13 protein-coding genes are annotated in these 16,043 nt (G+C 61.3%); 7 read left to right on the top strand and 6 right to left on the bottom strand.

Annotated features, from left to right (window positions below):
- Positions 1-34: 34 nt before the first annotated feature.
- The 6 genes from AC1RPZ_RS09490 to AC1RPZ_RS09465 are packed head-to-tail and all read right to left on the bottom strand — an operon-like array spanning position 35 to position 7,391.
- On the bottom strand, positions 35-1,045 hold the full coding sequence (locus AC1RPZ_RS09490; RefSeq protein ID WP_493136789.1) for a chemotaxis response regulator protein-glutamate methylesterase: 1,011 nt from the start codon (positions 1,043-1,045) through the stop codon (positions 35-37).
- On the bottom strand, positions 1,042-3,345 hold the full coding sequence (locus AC1RPZ_RS09485) for a hybrid sensor histidine kinase/response regulator (RefSeq protein ID WP_493136788.1): 2,304 nt from the start codon (positions 3,343-3,345) through the stop codon (positions 1,042-1,044). The genes AC1RPZ_RS09490 and AC1RPZ_RS09485 overlap by 4 nt, the downstream gene beginning before the upstream one ends.
- A complete protein-coding gene (locus AC1RPZ_RS09480) occupies positions 3,342-4,025 on the bottom strand; it encodes a chemotaxis protein CheW (protein ID WP_493136787.1) in 684 nt (227 codons plus the stop codon). Before AC1RPZ_RS09480 ends, AC1RPZ_RS09485 begins: the two co-directional genes overlap by 4 nt.
- Positions 4,022-5,296, bottom strand: a complete 1,275-nt coding sequence (locus tag AC1RPZ_RS09475) for a CheR family methyltransferase (protein WP_493136786.1) — start codon at positions 5,294-5,296, stop codon at positions 4,022-4,024. Before AC1RPZ_RS09475 ends, AC1RPZ_RS09480 begins: the two co-directional genes overlap by 4 nt.
- Positions 5,293-5,829: a chemotaxis protein CheW gene (locus AC1RPZ_RS09470; RefSeq protein WP_493136785.1), complete on the bottom strand. Its 537-nt coding sequence runs from the start codon at positions 5,827-5,829 to the stop codon at positions 5,293-5,295. The genes AC1RPZ_RS09475 and AC1RPZ_RS09470 overlap by 4 nt, the downstream gene beginning before the upstream one ends.
- A complete protein-coding gene (locus tag AC1RPZ_RS09465; protein WP_493136843.1) occupies positions 5,829-7,391 on the bottom strand; it encodes a methyl-accepting chemotaxis protein in 1,563 nt (520 codons plus the stop codon). The genes AC1RPZ_RS09470 and AC1RPZ_RS09465 overlap by 1 nt, the downstream gene beginning before the upstream one ends.
- A 307-nt stretch (positions 7,392-7,698) precedes the next feature.
- Here AC1RPZ_RS09465 and AC1RPZ_RS09460 point away from each other — a divergent pair, with 307 nt between their 5' ends.
- The 7 genes from AC1RPZ_RS09460 to AC1RPZ_RS09430 all read left to right on the top strand — a co-directional run bounded on the left by AC1RPZ_RS09460 (position 7,699) and on the right by AC1RPZ_RS09430 (position 16,022).
- A complete protein-coding gene (locus tag AC1RPZ_RS09460) occupies positions 7,699-8,613 on the top strand; it encodes a LysR family transcriptional regulator (RefSeq protein ID WP_493136784.1) in 915 nt (304 codons plus the stop codon).
- A gap of 101 nt (positions 8,614-8,714) precedes the next feature.
- On the top strand, positions 8,715-10,205 hold the full coding sequence (locus AC1RPZ_RS09455; protein ID WP_493136783.1) for a gamma-aminobutyraldehyde dehydrogenase: 1,491 nt from the start codon (positions 8,715-8,717) through the stop codon (positions 10,203-10,205).
- 86 nt (positions 10,206-10,291) lie between these two features.
- Positions 10,292-11,443, top strand: coding sequence for a putative ABC transporter substrate-binding protein YdcS (gene ydcS, locus AC1RPZ_RS09450; protein WP_493136782.1), 1,152 nt, complete (start codon positions 10,292-10,294; stop codon positions 11,441-11,443).
- A gap of 169 nt (positions 11,444-11,612) precedes the next feature.
- Positions 11,613-12,650 (top strand): ABC transporter ATP-binding protein, encoded by a 1,038-nt coding sequence (locus AC1RPZ_RS09445; protein ID WP_493136781.1) that lies wholly within the window; start codon positions 11,613-11,615, stop codon positions 12,648-12,650.
- 1 nt (position 12,651) lies between these two features.
- Positions 12,652-13,599 (top strand): ABC transporter permease, encoded by a 948-nt coding sequence (locus AC1RPZ_RS09440; protein WP_493136780.1) that lies wholly within the window; start codon positions 12,652-12,654, stop codon positions 13,597-13,599.
- Positions 13,589-14,413 carry an ABC transporter permease gene (locus AC1RPZ_RS09435; protein ID WP_493136779.1) on the top strand — a complete coding sequence of 275 codons (825 nt, stop codon included), beginning with the start codon at positions 13,589-13,591 and terminating at the stop codon, positions 14,411-14,413. Before AC1RPZ_RS09440 ends, AC1RPZ_RS09435 begins: the two co-directional genes overlap by 11 nt.
- A gap of 184 nt (positions 14,414-14,597) precedes the next feature.
- Positions 14,598-16,022, top strand: a complete 1,425-nt coding sequence (locus AC1RPZ_RS09430) for a gamma-aminobutyraldehyde dehydrogenase (protein WP_493136778.1) — start codon at positions 14,598-14,600, stop codon at positions 16,020-16,022.
- The last annotated feature ends 21 nt before the right edge of the window (positions 16,023-16,043 follow it).

The following is a 16,043-nucleotide window of genomic DNA, read 5'->3' as shown; positions in this document are numbered from 1 at the left end:
ACCTGAGTCAGGCAATAACAGCGGCAATGATGAGTCATTTTGCGAATATCTCCAGCAATCGTGGCGCTATCTTGTCCAGCGGGCGAATTTCCACAGCGGCGTCGATGGCGGCGGCCGCTTTCGGCATGCCATACACCGCACTGCTGCGCTGATCCTGAGCAATGGTCAGGTAGCCCTGCTGGCGCATCAATTTAAGTCCCTGGGCGCCATCGCGCCCCATACCGGTCAGCAGCACACCCACTGCATCACCGTTCCAGTAAGTGGCCACGCTTTCGAAAAATACGTCGATCGAGGGTCGGTAGATCTCGTTGACCGGCTCGGCGGTGTAGGCCAGCGTACCGTTCTTCACCAAACGAATATGGTGGTTGGTGCCTGCCAGTAAAACCGTCCCGCTTTGCGGCGGCTCACCTTCCTCGGCCAGGCGGACTTTCAGGCCGCTAGCGCTGCTGAGCCATTCAGCCATACCCGTCGCGAACACCTGATCGACGTGCTGAACCAGCACGATGGCCGGCGCAAAATCGCGTGGCAGGCCCTTGAGCAAGACTTCCAGTGCCGCCGGCCCACCGGCAGAAGAACCAATGGCCACCAGGCTCTGGCGCAGTCCGGAGCTGCGCGGATGGGTCGGCGCTGATTGCACGCGGTTGCCGCGCTCGCCGATCAGCCAGCCGATATTCATGATCTTGCGCAGCAGCGGCGCGGCGGCCTCTTTCGGATCACCCGCGCCAAGGGCCGGGGTATCGACCACATCCAGCGCGCCGTGGCCCATGGCCTCGAACACTCGATGGACATTCTGCTGCCGATCCACCGTGACGATGACGATAGCGCACGGGGTCTCGGCCATGATCCGCCGGGTCGCTTCGACGCCATCCATGATCGGCATGATCAGGTCCATCAGGATCAGGTCCGGGGTCAGCTCGGCGCAGCGTTGCACCGCCTCGGAACCGTTGCTGGCGACCCAGACCACCTCATGCGCCGGTTCGAACGCCAAGGCTCGACGCAGGGCCTCCACGGCCATGGGCATATCGTTGACGATAGCGATCTTCATGTCCGCGCGCCTCCTATGAGCTCAACCACTGCATCGAGCAGCGCATCGTCATGAAAGCTGGCCTTGGCTAAATAGTAGTCGGCTCCAGCGTCCAGTCCACGACGACGGTCTTCTTCACGATCCTTGTAGGACACCACCATCACCGGCAGCGATTGCAACCGATTGTCACGTCGCAACAACGAAACCAGCTCGATCCCGTCCATGCGCGGCATATCAATGTCGGTAATCAGCAGATCAAAATCTTCGGCACGCAGCGCGTTCCAGCCGTCCATGCCGTCAACTGCAACGGCCACGTCATAACCCCGATTGAGCAGCAGCTTGCGTTGCAACTCACGAACCGTCAGTGAGTCATCGACCACCAGAATGCGTTTGCGCGCAACGATGGCGGCCTGTTGGCTGTGCCGGGTGATCCGCTCCAGGCGACCGGTATTGAGCAGTTTGTCCACCGAACGGAGCATGTCCTCGACGTCGACGATCAACACCACTGAGCCGTCATCGAGCAAGGCCCCGGCAGAAATGTCCTGCACCTTGCCCAGGCGCTCATCCAGCGGCAGCACCACCAACGTGCGCTCGCCGATAAAGCGCTCGACGGCCACCCCGTACACCGCGTCGCGCTCACGGATGACCACGACTTTGAGGGTCGCCGGGCTGTTCTGACTCGCCGGGCGGTTCAGCAACTGGCTGGCCGCGACCAGGCCAACGTGTCGACCTTCGTGCCAGAAGTGCTGACGACCTTCCACCTGGACGATATCGTCCGACGCCAGATCGCACATGCGCTCGATGTGCGCCAGTGGAAAGGCATACGCCTCCTCGCCCACTTCCACCACCAGACTGCGCACCACCGACAACGTCAGCGGCACCTCAAGATGGAAACGACTGCCCTCGCCTGCTTTCTGCTCCAGCACCACCGCACCGCGCAACTCGCGGGCCATGTGCTGAACCGCGTCCAGGCCAACGCCACGCCCGGACACCTCAGTGACCGTGTCGCGCAGGCTGAAGCCCGGCAGGAAGAGGAACGTCAGCAGCTCATCTTCGCTCAACTGCGCCGCGGTCTCGGCCGGTGACAATTGACGTTCGACGATGCTGCGGCGTACCTGTTCCAGGTCCACGCCATTGCCGTCGTCGCTCAATTCCAGCACCAGCAACCCGGCCTGGTGGGACGCGCGCAAGCGAATCAGCCCTTCGGCAGGCTTGCCGGCCAGCAGGCGCTGTTCGGGCATTTCGATGCCGTGGTCGACGGCGTTACGCAGCAAATGGGTCAGCGATGCTTCGAGCTTTTCCAGCACGTCGCGGTCGACCTGGGTCTTTTCGCCCTCGATCTCCAACCGCACTTGCTTGCCCAGGCTGCGGCCCAGATCGCGAACCATCCGCGCCTGACCGGTCAGCACATCGGCAAACGGCCGCATACGACAGGCCAATGCGGTGTCGTACAGCACCTGAGCGCGCTGACTGGCGTGCCAGGCGAACTCATCGAGCTCAGCGGTTTTTTCCGCCAGCAGTTGCTGGGATTCGGCCAACAACCGCCGCGCATCGCCGAGCGCCTCCTGGGCCTCAAGGCTCAGGGTTTGCTCTTTGAGGTGGACATTGAGGTTTTCCAGGGCGCGCAGGCTGTTGCTCTGTGTGCGTTTGAGGCGCTGCATCGTCGCCAGGTACGGCTTGAGACGCAGGGTTTCCACCAGCGATTTGCTCGACAGGTCGAGCAGGCTGTTCAAGCGCTCGGCGGTGACCCGCAACACCCGCTCGCCGCCCTCGGTGACGCGTTTCGCTCTACGCGATGCCTCTACCGACGCCTCTACCGATGCAGCGAGCGACGACTCGAGTTCTGACACAAGGTCTGGCGATTCGACCCGCTGTGTCGGCGGCTCGAGTGGCAATGAGGGCTGCGCTACAGCAGGTGCAACGATTGCCGAAGGATCCAGCAAACACCCCATCAACGCCACGTACGCTTCGATGTCGCCTGGCCCCACGTTGACACTGCCTGGCGTGGCGATGCGCATCAGCAAATCCGTGCCTTGCAGCAGCGCGTCAATGTGTTCGGGGCGCAGAAAAAGTCGACCTTCCTGCGCGCTGACCAGGCAATCTTCCATCACATGGGAAACGCTGACCCCGGCATCCACACCGACAATCCGCGCCGCGCCCTTGAGCGAATGCGCGGCGCGCATGCAGGCTTCCAGATGATCGGCCTGAGTCGGGTCACGTTCCAGCGCCAGCAGCCCGGCGCTGAGCACCTGGGTCTGAGCCTCGGCTTCAAGACTGAAGAGTTCCAGCAGTGACGCGTCGCGCATTTGCTCGGGGGTCATGTCAGGCTCCGGGTCACGGCGGACAACAACTGCTCTTCATCCAGCCAGCGCAGACTGCGACCTCTGAATTGCAGCACGCCACGGGTGTATTTGGCGCTGGCCTGCTGGCCTGATCGGGACGCGGCGTTGAGAATCCGCTCATCAATGGCGTGAATCCCGTCCACCTCATCCACCGGCACCACCACCGGACCGCCGTGAGCGGCGATGATCAACATGCGCGGCATGATCCGCGCACCCGAAGCGACCCCCGTGGTCGCTTCCAGCCCCAGCAACTCCACCAACGACAGGCAGGCCACCAGCGCACCGCGCACATTCGCCACCCCCAGCAAGGCCCTCGAACGCTGATGCGGTAGCGAATGAATCGGCTGCAAGGGCGCGACTTCCACCAGGCTGCGGGTGGCCAGGGCGAGCCATTCTTCGCCGAGGCGAAACATCAACAACGAGCGCGTGAGCACATCCGTTTCGATGGCAATGGCCGTTTGCGCGCGGTCGTCCTGCTGCAAGGCATAACGATCCAGCAAACGCGTCGCCGCGGCGGAATACACCGCGCAATTGCGACAGTGAATGTGTTCGATCAGCAATGGGCAGGACTTGTCGCCGTGGATACCGATACGGTTCCAGCAGTCGTCGATGGCCTGAGCATCTGCATGGGTCACGTTCAACGAAACAGAACCGGTCATCGTTTACGCTCACTGTCAGCGGCGCGCTCACTGCGGGCGGCGCGCTCCTGTAATCGACGGGCCCCGACCGCATCGCCCTGGGACGCCAGCAACACTGACAGGTGCATCAGCGCTTCGGGGTGCTGCGGTTGTAAATAAAGCGCCTTGCGATAAAAGCCCTGGGCTTCCAGCACGCTGCCGGCGACATCGCTGAGCAGCCCCAGCCAGTAAAACACCTGCGCCACCGGCTCGTGGCTGCGCAGGTACTGCTCGCAGGCCGCCCGTGCGTCCAGGCTTTTACCTTCGTTGGCCAGGGTCGCAATACTCGCTAGCAGAACGGTGGCATCAGTGTTCGACACCGTCTCCTGGCTCGCACGCGACGCAGGTGCAACGGCGGCAAAAGGTCGGTTGCGTACCGGCGGCGGAACGCTGCGCATAAGCAAACTCACCGGCAACGGTGGTGCAATGAACACCGGCAGCGGTTCGGGTTCAGGCTCGCTGTGACGGCTGAAGGCGAAGGATTGTGGAATACCGATCGAACGCATGCCCAGACGCCCCAGCAGACTGCCTTCGGCCGGGCCGATAAACAGCACGCCCTCCACGTGGGTCAGGCGCTTGAGCACCTCAAAAACCTGCGTCTGAGTAGGCTGATCGAAATAGATCAGCAAGTTGCGACAAAACACGAAGTCATAGGGCGGTTCATTGGCCAGCAGGGCCGGATCCAGCAGATTGCCCACCTGCAAACGTACCTGTTCGCGCACCTGATCGCTGAGGCGGTAGCCCTCGTCTTCGGCACTGAAATGACGCTCGCGGAAATCGCTGTGTTGCCCTCGAAAGGAGTTTTTTCCATACAGCGCACGCTTGGCCCGCTCAACCGACAGCGGGCTGACATCTAACCCTTCGACCTTGAACTGGTGTGGCGCCAGCCCGGCATCGAACAACGCCATGGCAATCGAATACGGCTCTTCGCCGGTCGAGCACGGCAGGCTGAGAATCCGCAGCGCGCGCATCCCCTTGATCTCGGCCAGACGCTTGGTCGCCAGTCTGGCCAAGGTGGCAAAGGACTCCGGATAACGGAAAAACCAGGTTTCCGGGACGATCACTGCTTCGATCAGCGCTTGCTGTTCGTCTCGCGAGCCTTGCAGCCGCTGCCAGTACTCATCCGACGTTTCCACCTGCTGCGCCGCCGTGCGCTGGCGCACCGCGCGCTCGATGATCGCCGGGCCGACGGAGCTCACGTCGAGGCCGATGCGTTCTTTGAGGAAGTCGAAAAAACGCTGGTCGCTGCTCATGGGCGCTCCTCAAGCGACGCCAGGTCGAGCGGCGGTGACGGGAACAGCAACGCGCGCACCTGAGCATCCAGCAAGTCCGCGACGCGCACCCATTGCAGCAGCCCTTGCGCGTCTTCACGCACCGGCCCCAAATACGGCGTCTGACGATTGTCCAGACCATAAGGCTGGAAGTCCGCCGGGTTGCAACGCAGGGTGTCGGTGGCCTGCTCAAGAATCAGTCCGAGCAATTGCACGGGCGTAGCGTTATCCGGTTGATAGTGCACCAACACCAATCGAGTACTGGTGCGCGCCTGGGCCGGCTGACCGAACGCCAGGTCGCCGACATCGATCACCGGTACCACCGCGCCGCGATAGGCAAACACCCCCGCGACCCAGGACGGCGCCCTGGCAATCGGTTTGAGTGCCAGGCGCGGCAGCACTTCAGCCACCTCGGTGGCTTGTAGTGCATAGCGCTCGTCGCCGATGCGAAACACCAGAAACAATGACTGCCTGGGCGCCATGCCTGCACCCCGTTTCGCCACGAGTTCGCTCATCAGACTTTGAATCGCGAGACGCCGCTGCGCAGCCCCACGGCCACCGAACTCAGCTCGTCGATCGCGGAACTGGCCTGACGCAGGGACTCGACCGTCTGGCTGCTGGCATCGCCCAACTGCACCAGCGCATGGTTGATCTGTTCGGCGCCCGTGGCCTGGGCCTGCATGCCCTCGTTGACCATCAACACCCGCGGCGCCAGCGCCTGAACCTGGTGGATGATCTGCGACAGCTGCTCACCAACCTGCTGCACTTCGGACATGCCGCGGCGCACTTCTTCGGAGAATTTGTCCATGCCCATCACACCGGCCGACACCGCCGACTGGATCTCGCGAACCATCTGCTCGATGTCGTAGGTGGCGACGGCCGTCTGGTCCGCCAGACGTCGTACTTCGGTGGCGACCACGGCGAAACCACGACCGTATTCACCGGCCTTTTCGGCCTCGATGGCGGCGTTCAGCGACAGCAGGTTAGTCTGGTCCGCGACCTTGACGATGGTCACCACCACCTGATTGATGTTGCCGGCCTTCTCGTTGAGGATCGCCAGTTTGGCGTTGACCAGATCGGCCGCGCCCATTACCGAGTGCATGGTCTCTTCCATGCGCGCCAGCCCTTGCTGTCCGGAGCCGGCCGCCACCGAAGCCTGATCGGCGGCGGTGGAGACTTCGGTCATGGTACGCACCAGGTCACGGGACGTCGCGGCGATTTCGCGCGAAGTGGCGCCGATTTCGGTGGTGGTGGCGGCGGTTTCAGTGGCGGTCGCCTGCTGCTGTTTGGAAGTGGCAGCGATTTCGGTCACCGAGGTGGTCACCTGTACCGAGGAGCGCTGAGCCTGGGACACCAGCGACGTCAGTTCGGTCATCATGTCGTTGAAGCCGGTTTCCACCGCGCCGAATTCGTCTTTGCGGGCCAGGTTCAGACGGTTGCTGAGATCGCCGGTGCGCATGATGTCGAGGATCTGCACGATGCGGTTCATCGGCGCCATGATCGCGCGCATCAACAGCAGACCGCAGAGGCCGGCGGCGAGAATCGCGACCAGCAAAGAGAGGCCCATGCTGATTTTTGCCGCGACAACCGCATTGCGGATTGCCTGAGTGGCGGCATTGGATTGATCACGATTGGCGTCAATCACAATATTCAACTGCTTGCGGCCATCGACCCACGCGGGTGTCAATTCCTGCTCCAGCGCTATGCGGGCCTGTTCGTATTGTTTGTGCTGATACAGATCGACGACTTTATTCAGCACCTTATTGAACGCTTGATGACGCACTTCGAACACGTCGAAATCGGCCTGATCCCGAGCATCGAAGATGGTTTTTCGATAGTTGCCCATCTCCTCTTCAATACGCGCCTCGTAGCTCTTGTACAGCTCCAGGTCAGCGGCGGTCATGTCGCGATGTTCAGAGAGGCCAACGATCCGCTGGGTCAGGACATAACCGTCGACCCAGGCGCTGCGAATCATCGAACTGTAATACACCCCCGGAACGGCATCCTTCTGGACCGTTTCCTCACTGGACTCAATCTTCAGCAGACTGGAGAACGAGACCATGACCATCAACAGCATGATCGCGATAATCACCGCAAAGCTCGCCAAAATGCGTTGGCGCAATGTCCAGTTCTTCACAGTCAGTCCTCGGGGCGGTTCAAATGGAGGGGAGTATAGCCGAGGGCACGCTGCGTTTTATAAGCGGTTGCGCACTGCGTCTCATCCTGAGCGAAAAGCGTGAAACGGAGGGTAGATGATCGTTCCCACGCTCTGCGTGGGAACGATCAGCGGCTTGCGCAGATTCTGCGGGAGCAACCCGGGGCATCGATTAAAAAGATATACACTCGGGCAAATCTATAAAAACCGCCCACCGGGTATCTTCACCATGATGACCTTGCGCCAGATCCGTCACTTCATCGCCGTGGCCGAAACCGGCTCGATCTCGGCCGCCGCGCAAGCGGTGTACATCTCTCAGTCCACCTTGACCCTGGCCATCCAGCAGCTTGAGCAAGAGATTGGCGTCAACCTGTTCAATCGCCACGCCAAGGGCATGACCCTGACCCATCAGGGCCATCAGTTCCTGCGCCAGGCGCACTTGATTCTGGCCACGGTCGACAACGCCAAACGCAGCCTTCAGCAAAGCACCGATCAGGTCGCCGGCCAATTGATCATCGGCGTGACCAGTCTGGTGGCCGGTTATTACCTCGCCGATTTGCTCACCCGTTTTCAGCGCGCCTATCCCAACGTGGAGATTCGCGTGATGGAAGACGAGCGGCCTTACATCGAGCACTTGCTGGTCAGCGGCGAAATCGATGTCGGGGTGCTGATCCTCTCCAACCTTGAGGATCGCCATGCATTGCAGACCGAGGTGCTGACCCATTCGCCGCACCGCCTGTGGCTGCCGGCCCAGCACCCGCTGCTGGAACACGACAGCATCAACCTCGCCGATGTCGCCCGCGAGCCGTTGATTCAATTGAACGTCGATGAAATGGACCGCAACGCCCAACGCATGTGGTCGGCAGCCTCCTTGCAGCCGCGCATCACCTTGCGCACGGCCTCCACCGAAGCCGTTCGAAGCCTGGTGGCGGCCGGCCTTGGCGTGTCGATTCAACCCGACATGACCTACCGACCCTGGTCGCTGGAAGGCGACATCATCGAAGCGCGACCCATCGCCGACCTCAGCCAGACCCTCGACGTCGGCCTGGCCTGGCGTCGCGGCACCGCCCGCCCGGCGCTGGTCGATCCGTTCCTGACCGTCGCCCGCGAGCAACCTCACGGCGGGCGCAAGCCATCTATTTAATCGAACGCTGCATTCAGTATTTAGTATTTGTCGTCCGCAAGCCCGGCCACTAGTCTCTGGACATCAATAAGACGGTCGGGCCCCCAGTCACAGGGAGCACCATGACCACACAAGAAAAGAGAACCCGAAAAATGCCTGGCGCGCAGACCCCGTTGTTCACTGCATTGCTGATCGATGGTGAATTAGTCGCAGGCCAGGGCTTTGTCGAGCCGATCATCAATCCGGCCACCGGTGAAGTGCTGACACACATCGCCGAAGCCAGCACCGAACAAGTCGAAGCCGCCATCCTCGCCGCCCACCGCGCCTTCGCCGGCTGGTCGCGAACCACCCCGCAACAGCGCTCGAACATCCTGTTGGACATCGCCAACGCGGTGGAAAAGCACGCCGACCTCCTCGCTCGCCTCGAATCACTGAACTGCGGCAAGCCGTTGCACCTGGCCCGTCAGGACGATTTGAGCGCCACAGTCGACGTGTTTCGCTTCTTTGCTGGTGCCGTACGCTGCCAGACCGGCCAGCTCAGCGGTGAATACCTGCCGGGTTACACCAGCATGGTGCGCCGCGATCCTATCGGGGTCGTAGCGTCCATCGCGCCGTGGAACTACCCGATCATGATGGCCGCGTGGAAAATCGCCCCGGCCCTGGCCGCTGGCAACACACTGGTGTTCAAGCCGTCCGAACACACACCTCTGTCGATCCTCGCCCTCGCGCCGGCACTGGCTGAAATCCTCCCACGCGGGGTGATCAACATTATTTGCGGCGGTGGTGAAGGCGTCGGCAGCCATTTGGTCAGCCACCCGAAAGTGCGCATGGTCTCGCTGACCGGCGACATCGTGACCGGACAGAAAATCCTTCAGGCCGCTGCCAAAACCCTGAAACGCACCCACTTGGAACTCGGCGGCAAAGCGCCGGTGATCGTCTGCAACGACGCCGACATTCAAGCGGTAGTCGAAGGCGTGCGCAGTTACGGTTACTACAACGCCGGACAGGACTGCACCGCCGCCTGCCGGGTTTATGCACAGGCCGGCATTCACGACACATTGGTGGCGGAACTCGGTGCCGCCGTCAGCAGCCTGCGCTTCGCCGGTAAACGCGATGCCGACAACGAGCTCGGCCCGCTGATCAGCACTCGCCAGCGCGACCGCGTGGCCAGTTTTGTCGAACGCGCCCTTGGCCAGCCACACATCGAACGAGTGACCGGCGCGGCGGTGCATTCCGGTGCCGGTTTCTACTACCAGCCAACCCTTCTGGCCGGCTGCAAACAGAGCGATGAAATCGTCCAGCGCGAAGTGTTCGGGCCGGTGGTCACCGTGACCCGTTTCGACGAACTGGAGCAGGCAGTGGATTGGGCCAACGACTCGGAATACGGCCTGGCCTCGTCGGTCTGGACCCAGAACCTGGACAAGGCGATGCAGGTCGCGGCGCGCTTGCAATACGGCTGCACCTGGATCAACAGCCACTTCATGCTGGTCAGCGAAATGCCCCACGGCGGCTTGAAGCGCTCGGGTTACGGCAAAGACTTATCCAGCGATTCGCTCCAGGACTACAGCGTGGTGCGGCACATCATGGCGCGCCACGGCAACGATCTGAAATAACCGCACTACGCTAACAATCAGCCGAAAAGGCCAGCTACATCACGTTCAAAACTGCCCCGACCATAATTAAAGAAGAGGGAAACCCCATGTTCGTGCACAAGACCGCACTGTTCAGTGCAATCACCACCGCCTTGCTGGCCAGCGCCAGTATCCAGGCCGCCGAACCGCTGAAAGCCGTTGGCGCTGGCGAAGGCCAACTGGATATCGTCGCCTGGCCGGGCTACATCGAACGTGGCGAGAGCGACAAGAATTACGACTGGGTCACCGGTTTCGAGAAAGAAACCGGCTGCAAGGTCAGCGTCAAAACCGCCGCTACCTCTGACGAAATGGTCAGTCTGATGGCCAAGGGTGGTTACGACCTGGTGACCGCGTCTGGCGACGCCTCGTTGCGCTTGATCGGCGGCAAACGTGTGCAGCCGATCAACACCGCGCTGATCCCGAACTGGAAAAACATCGATCCGCGCCTCAAGGACGGGCCTTGGTACGTGGTCAACAAACAGGTTTACGGCACGCCTTATCAGTGGGGCCCGAACGTGCTGATGTACAACACCAACGTTTTCAAAATCGCGCCTGACAGCTGGAGCGTGGTGTTCGATCCGCAAAACCTGCCGGACGGCAAAGCCAACAAAGGTCGAGTGCAAGCATATGACGGCCCGATCTACATCGCCGACGCCGCGCTGTACCTGAAGTCGACCAAGCCGGAACTGGGCATCAAGAACCCTTATGAACTGACCGAAACCCAGTACAAGGCCGTGCTCGACCTGCTGCGTGCTCAGCAGCCGCTGGTGCACCGCTACTGGCATGACGCGACTGTGCAAATGAGTGACTTCAAGAACGAAGGCGTCGCGGCCTCCAGCACCTGGGGCTACATGGTCAACGGCCTGCAAGCCGACAAGCAGCCAGTGGCCTCGACCATTCCGAAAGAAGGCGTGACCGGCTGGGCCGACACCACCATGTTGCACGCCGACGCCAAACACCCGAACTGCGCCTACAAGTGGATGGACTGGTCGCTGCAACCCAAAGTCCAGGGTGACGTAGCCGCGTGGTTCGGCTCGCTGCCAGCCGTGCCGGCGGCCTGCAACGGAAGCGCACTGCTGGGCGCCGAAGGCTGCAAAACCAACGGTTTCGACCAGTTCGACAAGATCGCCTTCTGGAAAACCCCACAGGCTGAAGGCGGCAAGTTCGTGCCTTATAGCCGCTGGACCCAGGACTACATCGCGATCATGGGCGGCCGCTAAGCCCTCTTGGGATCAAAAGATCGCAGCCTTCGGCAGCTCCTACGCCGAGGGTATACACCGCAAATGCGGCGTCTTCTGCACATCCCGTAGGAGCTGCCGCAGGCTGCGATCTTTCCACTGCATACCCGATTAAATTTGTAGAAAGCGCGCCTTTTTGGAGCACCGCACCATGACGCTTGCAGTCCAGTTCACCAACGTTTCCCGTCAGTTCGGTGAAGTGAAAGCCGTAGACCGGGTTTCCATCGACATCCAGGACGGCGAGTTCTTTTCCATGCTCGGCCCTTCCGGCTCGGGCAAAACCACCTGCCTGCGGCTGATCGCCGGTTTCGAACAACCAAGCGCAGGCTCGATCCGCATTCACGGCTTCGAGGCCGCCGGTTTGCCACCCTATCAACGTGACGTGAACACCGTGTTCCAGGATTACGCGCTGTTCCCGCACATGAACGTCCGCGACAACGTCGCTTACGGTTTGAAGGTCAAAGGCGTCGGCAAGGCCGAGCGCATCAAACGCGCCGAGGAGGCCCTCGACATGGTCGCCCTTGGCGGATATGGCGAGCGTAAACCGGTGCAACTGTCCGGTGGCCAACGTCAGCGCGTGGCTCTGGCCCGTGCCCTGGTCAATCGCCCGCGTGTGCTGCTGCTCGATGAGCCATTGGGCGCACTCGATCTGAAGCTGCGCGAGCAAATGCAAGGCGAGTTGAAGAAGCTCCAGCGCCAACTTGGCATCACCTTCATCTTCGTGACCCACGACCAGACCGAAGCGCTGTCGATGTCCGACCGGGTGGCGGTGTTCAACAAGGGCCGCATCGAGCAGGTCGACACCCCGCGCAACCTGTACATGAAACCGGTGACCACCTTCGTCGCCGAGTTCGTCGGCACTTCCAATGTGATACGCGGCGATCTGGCCCAACAGCTGAGCGGCCATCCACAGCCGTTCTCGATTCGTCCGGAACACGTGCGCTTCGCCGAAGGCCCAAAGGCCAGCCATGAAATCGAAGTCAGCGGCCTGCTGCACGACATCCAGTATCAGGGCAGCGCCACGCGTTACGAGATGAAGCTGGAAAACGGTCAGACCCTGAATATCAGCCAGGCCAACAACCAGTGGCTGGACGTCAGCGCTCAACATCAAACCGGGCAACTTATCCGTGCACGCTGGGCTCGCGAGGCCATGATTCCGTTGCACGACATCGTTGCGGGCGGGGTCTGAGATGAACAGCGTGACCATGACCCAAACCCCGACCGGCAGCTCGCCGTTGCGCAGGTTTTCCAACCTGCTGTATCGCCGCCCCAACCTCTACCTCGCGATGTTGCTGGTGCCACCGCTGATCTGGTTCGGCGCGATCTATTTAGGTTCGCTGCTGACACTGCTGTGGCAGGGTTTCTACACCTTCGACGACTTCACCATGGCGGTCACGCCCGAGCTGACCCTGGCGAACTTCGCGGCGCTGTTCAACCCCTCGAACTTCGACATCATCCTGCGCACCTTGAGCATGGCCATCGTGGTCTCGATCGCCAGCGCCATCGTCGCGTTTCCGATTGCCTACTACATGGCGCGCTACACCACCGGCAACACCAAGGCGTTTTTCTACATCGCGGTGATGATGCCGATGTGGGCCAGTTACATCGTCAAGGCTTACGCCTGGACCCTGCTGCTGGCCAAGGGTGGCGTGGCGCAGTGGTTCGTTCAGCACTTGGGGCTGGAGCCGGTATTGCAGTTCGTGTTGGGGATTCCCGGCGTGGGCGGCAGCACCCTGTCGACCTCCCATCTGGGCCGTTTCATGGTGTTCGTCTACATCTGGCTGCCGTTCATGATCCTGCCGATCCAGGCATCGCTGGAACGCCTGCCACCCTCCTTGCTGCAAGCGTCCGCCGACCTCGGCGCCAAGCCGCACCAGACCTTCATGCAGGTGATTTTGCCGCTGTCGATTCCAGGCATCGCGGCCGGTTCGATCTTCACCTTCTCGCTGACCCTCGGTGACTTCATCGTGCCGCAACTGATCGGCCCGCCAGGTTACTTCGTCGGCAGTATGGTGTACGCCCAGCAAGGCGCCATCGGCAACATGCCAATGGCCGCTGCGTTCACGTTGGTGCCGATCGTGCTGATCGCCATCTACCTGTCCATCGTCAAACGTCTGGGGGCCTTCGATGCGCTCTGATTCTTCATCTCAAGGGCAGGCTTCTTTGGGCCTGCGCATTGCAGCCTGGGGCGGGTTGGTGTTTCTGCACTTCCCGATCCTGATCATCTTCCTGTACGCCTTCAACACTGAAGACGCAGCGTTCAGTTTTCCGCCCCAAGGCTTCACCCTGAAGTGGCTCAGTGTGGCGTTCGCGCGACCTGACGTGTTGGAAGCGATCAAGCTCTCGCTGCAGATCGCCGCGATCGCGACCTTGATCGCCATGGTCCTGGGGACGCTGGCCTCGGCGGCGTTGTACCGGCGGGAGTTCTTCGGCAAGCAGGGCATTTCGCTGATGCTGATCCTGCCGATTGCCTTGCCGGGGATCATCACCGGTATCGCGTTGCTGGCGACGTTCAAGACGCTGGGCATCGAGCCCGGGATGTTCACCATCATCGTCGGTCACGCGACCTTCTGTGTGGTGATCGTCTACAACAACGTCATCGCGCGCCTGCGCCGTACCTCGTACAGCTTGATCGAAGCGTCGATGGATCTGGGCGCCGACGGTTGGCAGACTTTCCGCTACATCGTCCTGCCGAACCTAGGCTCGGCATTGCTGGCCGGCGGCATGTTGGCGTTCGCCCTGTCGTTCGACGAAATCATCGTCACCACCTTCACCGCTGGCCACGAACGCACCTTGCCGCTATGGCTGCTCAATCAGCTCAGCCGACCACGCGACGTACCGGTGACCAACGTGGTGGCGATGCTGGTGATGCTCGTGACCATGCTGCCGATCCTCGGCGCCTATTACCTGACTCGCGGCGGCGAAAGCGTCGCGGGTAGCGGCGGTAAATAACTCAATAACTGACAACGACTATCCACTGTGGGGCCTGGCTTTTTGTGGGAGCGAGCCTGCTCGCGATGACTGACTGACATTCAACAGAGATGTCGACTGTAAGACCGCTATCGCGAGCAGGCTCGCTCCCACAGGGACCGGTTCCAGCCAGAAAAACAAGAACTGCTTCGAAGAGGACATGAATATGCAAACCAGACTGCTGATCAACGGCCAACTCATCGCCGGCGAAGGTCCCGCACAACCGGTATTCAACCCGGCTCTGGGCCGGGTGCTGGTAGAAATCAACGAAGCAAGCGAAGCCCAGGTCGACGCCGCTGTGCGAGCTGCCGATGCCGCGTTTGAAAGCTGGTCGCAGACTTCACCGAAAGACCGTTCGCTACTGTTGCTCAAACTCGCCGATGTCATCCAGGCCCACGGTGAAGAGCTGGCCAAGCTTGAGTCGGACAACTGCGGAAAACCCTACAGTGCCGCGCTGAACGACGAGATCCCGGCCATTGCCGATGTGTTCCGTTTCTTCGCTGGCGCCAGCCGTTGCATGAGCGGGATGGCTGGCGGTGAATACCTGCCGGGGCACACCTCGATGATCCGCCGCGACCCGGTGGGCGTAATCGCCTCCATCGCACCGTGGAACTACCCGCTGATGATGGTCGCCTGGAAAATCGCCCCGGCCCTGGCTGCCGGTAATACCGTGGTGCTCAAGCCGTCGGAGCAAACGCCACTGACCGCGCTGCGTCTGGCCGAACTGGCGTCGGAGATTTTCCCGGCTGGTGTGCTCAACCTGGTATTCGGCCGCGGGCATACGGTCGGTAGCCCGTTGGTCACCCACCCGAAAGTGCGCATGGTGTCGTTGACCGGCTCCATCGCCACCGGCTCAAACATCATTTCCAGCACCGCCGACAGCGTCAAACGCATGCACATGGAATTGGGTGGCAAAGCCCCGGTGATTATCTTCGACGACGCCGACATCGACGCCGCCGTGGAAGGCATCCGCACCTTCGGCTTCTACAACGCAGGCCAGGATTGCACCGCCGCCTGCCGCATCTACGCCCAGGCAGGCATCTACGAAAAATTCGTCGAGAAGCTTGGCGAGGCCGTCAGCAGCATCAAATACGGCTTGCAGGATGACCCAACCACCGAGCTGGGCCCGCTGATCACCGCCCAGCATCGCGACCGCGTCGCCGGTTTCGTCGAGCGCGCCATCGCACACCCGCACATCCGTTTGATCACGGGCGGGAAAACCGTGGAAGGCAACGGTTTCTTCTTCGAACCGACGGTGTTGGCCGACGCCCAGCAAGACGATGAAATCGTCCGCCGCGAAGTGTTCGGGCCGGTGGTCTCGGTGACCCAATTCACCGATGAAGCACAGGTGCTGGCTTGGGCCAACGATTCGGACTACGGCCTGGCATCGTCAGTGTGGACCGCCGATGTCGGCCGCGCTCACCGCCTCGCCGCCCGCTTGCAGTACGGCTGCACCTGGGTGAATACGCACTTCATGCTGGTCAGCGAAATGCCACACGGCGGTCAGAAACTGTCCGGTTATGGCAAGGACATGTCCATGTATGGGCTGGAGGACTACACCACCGTAAGGCATGTGATGTTCAAGCATTAAGGCTGCGATCTTTTTAAGCAG

The organism is Pseudomonas sp. GW822-FHT02D10, assembly GCF_058802345.1.
This window is presented reverse-complemented; position numbering and strand designations above follow the sequence as displayed.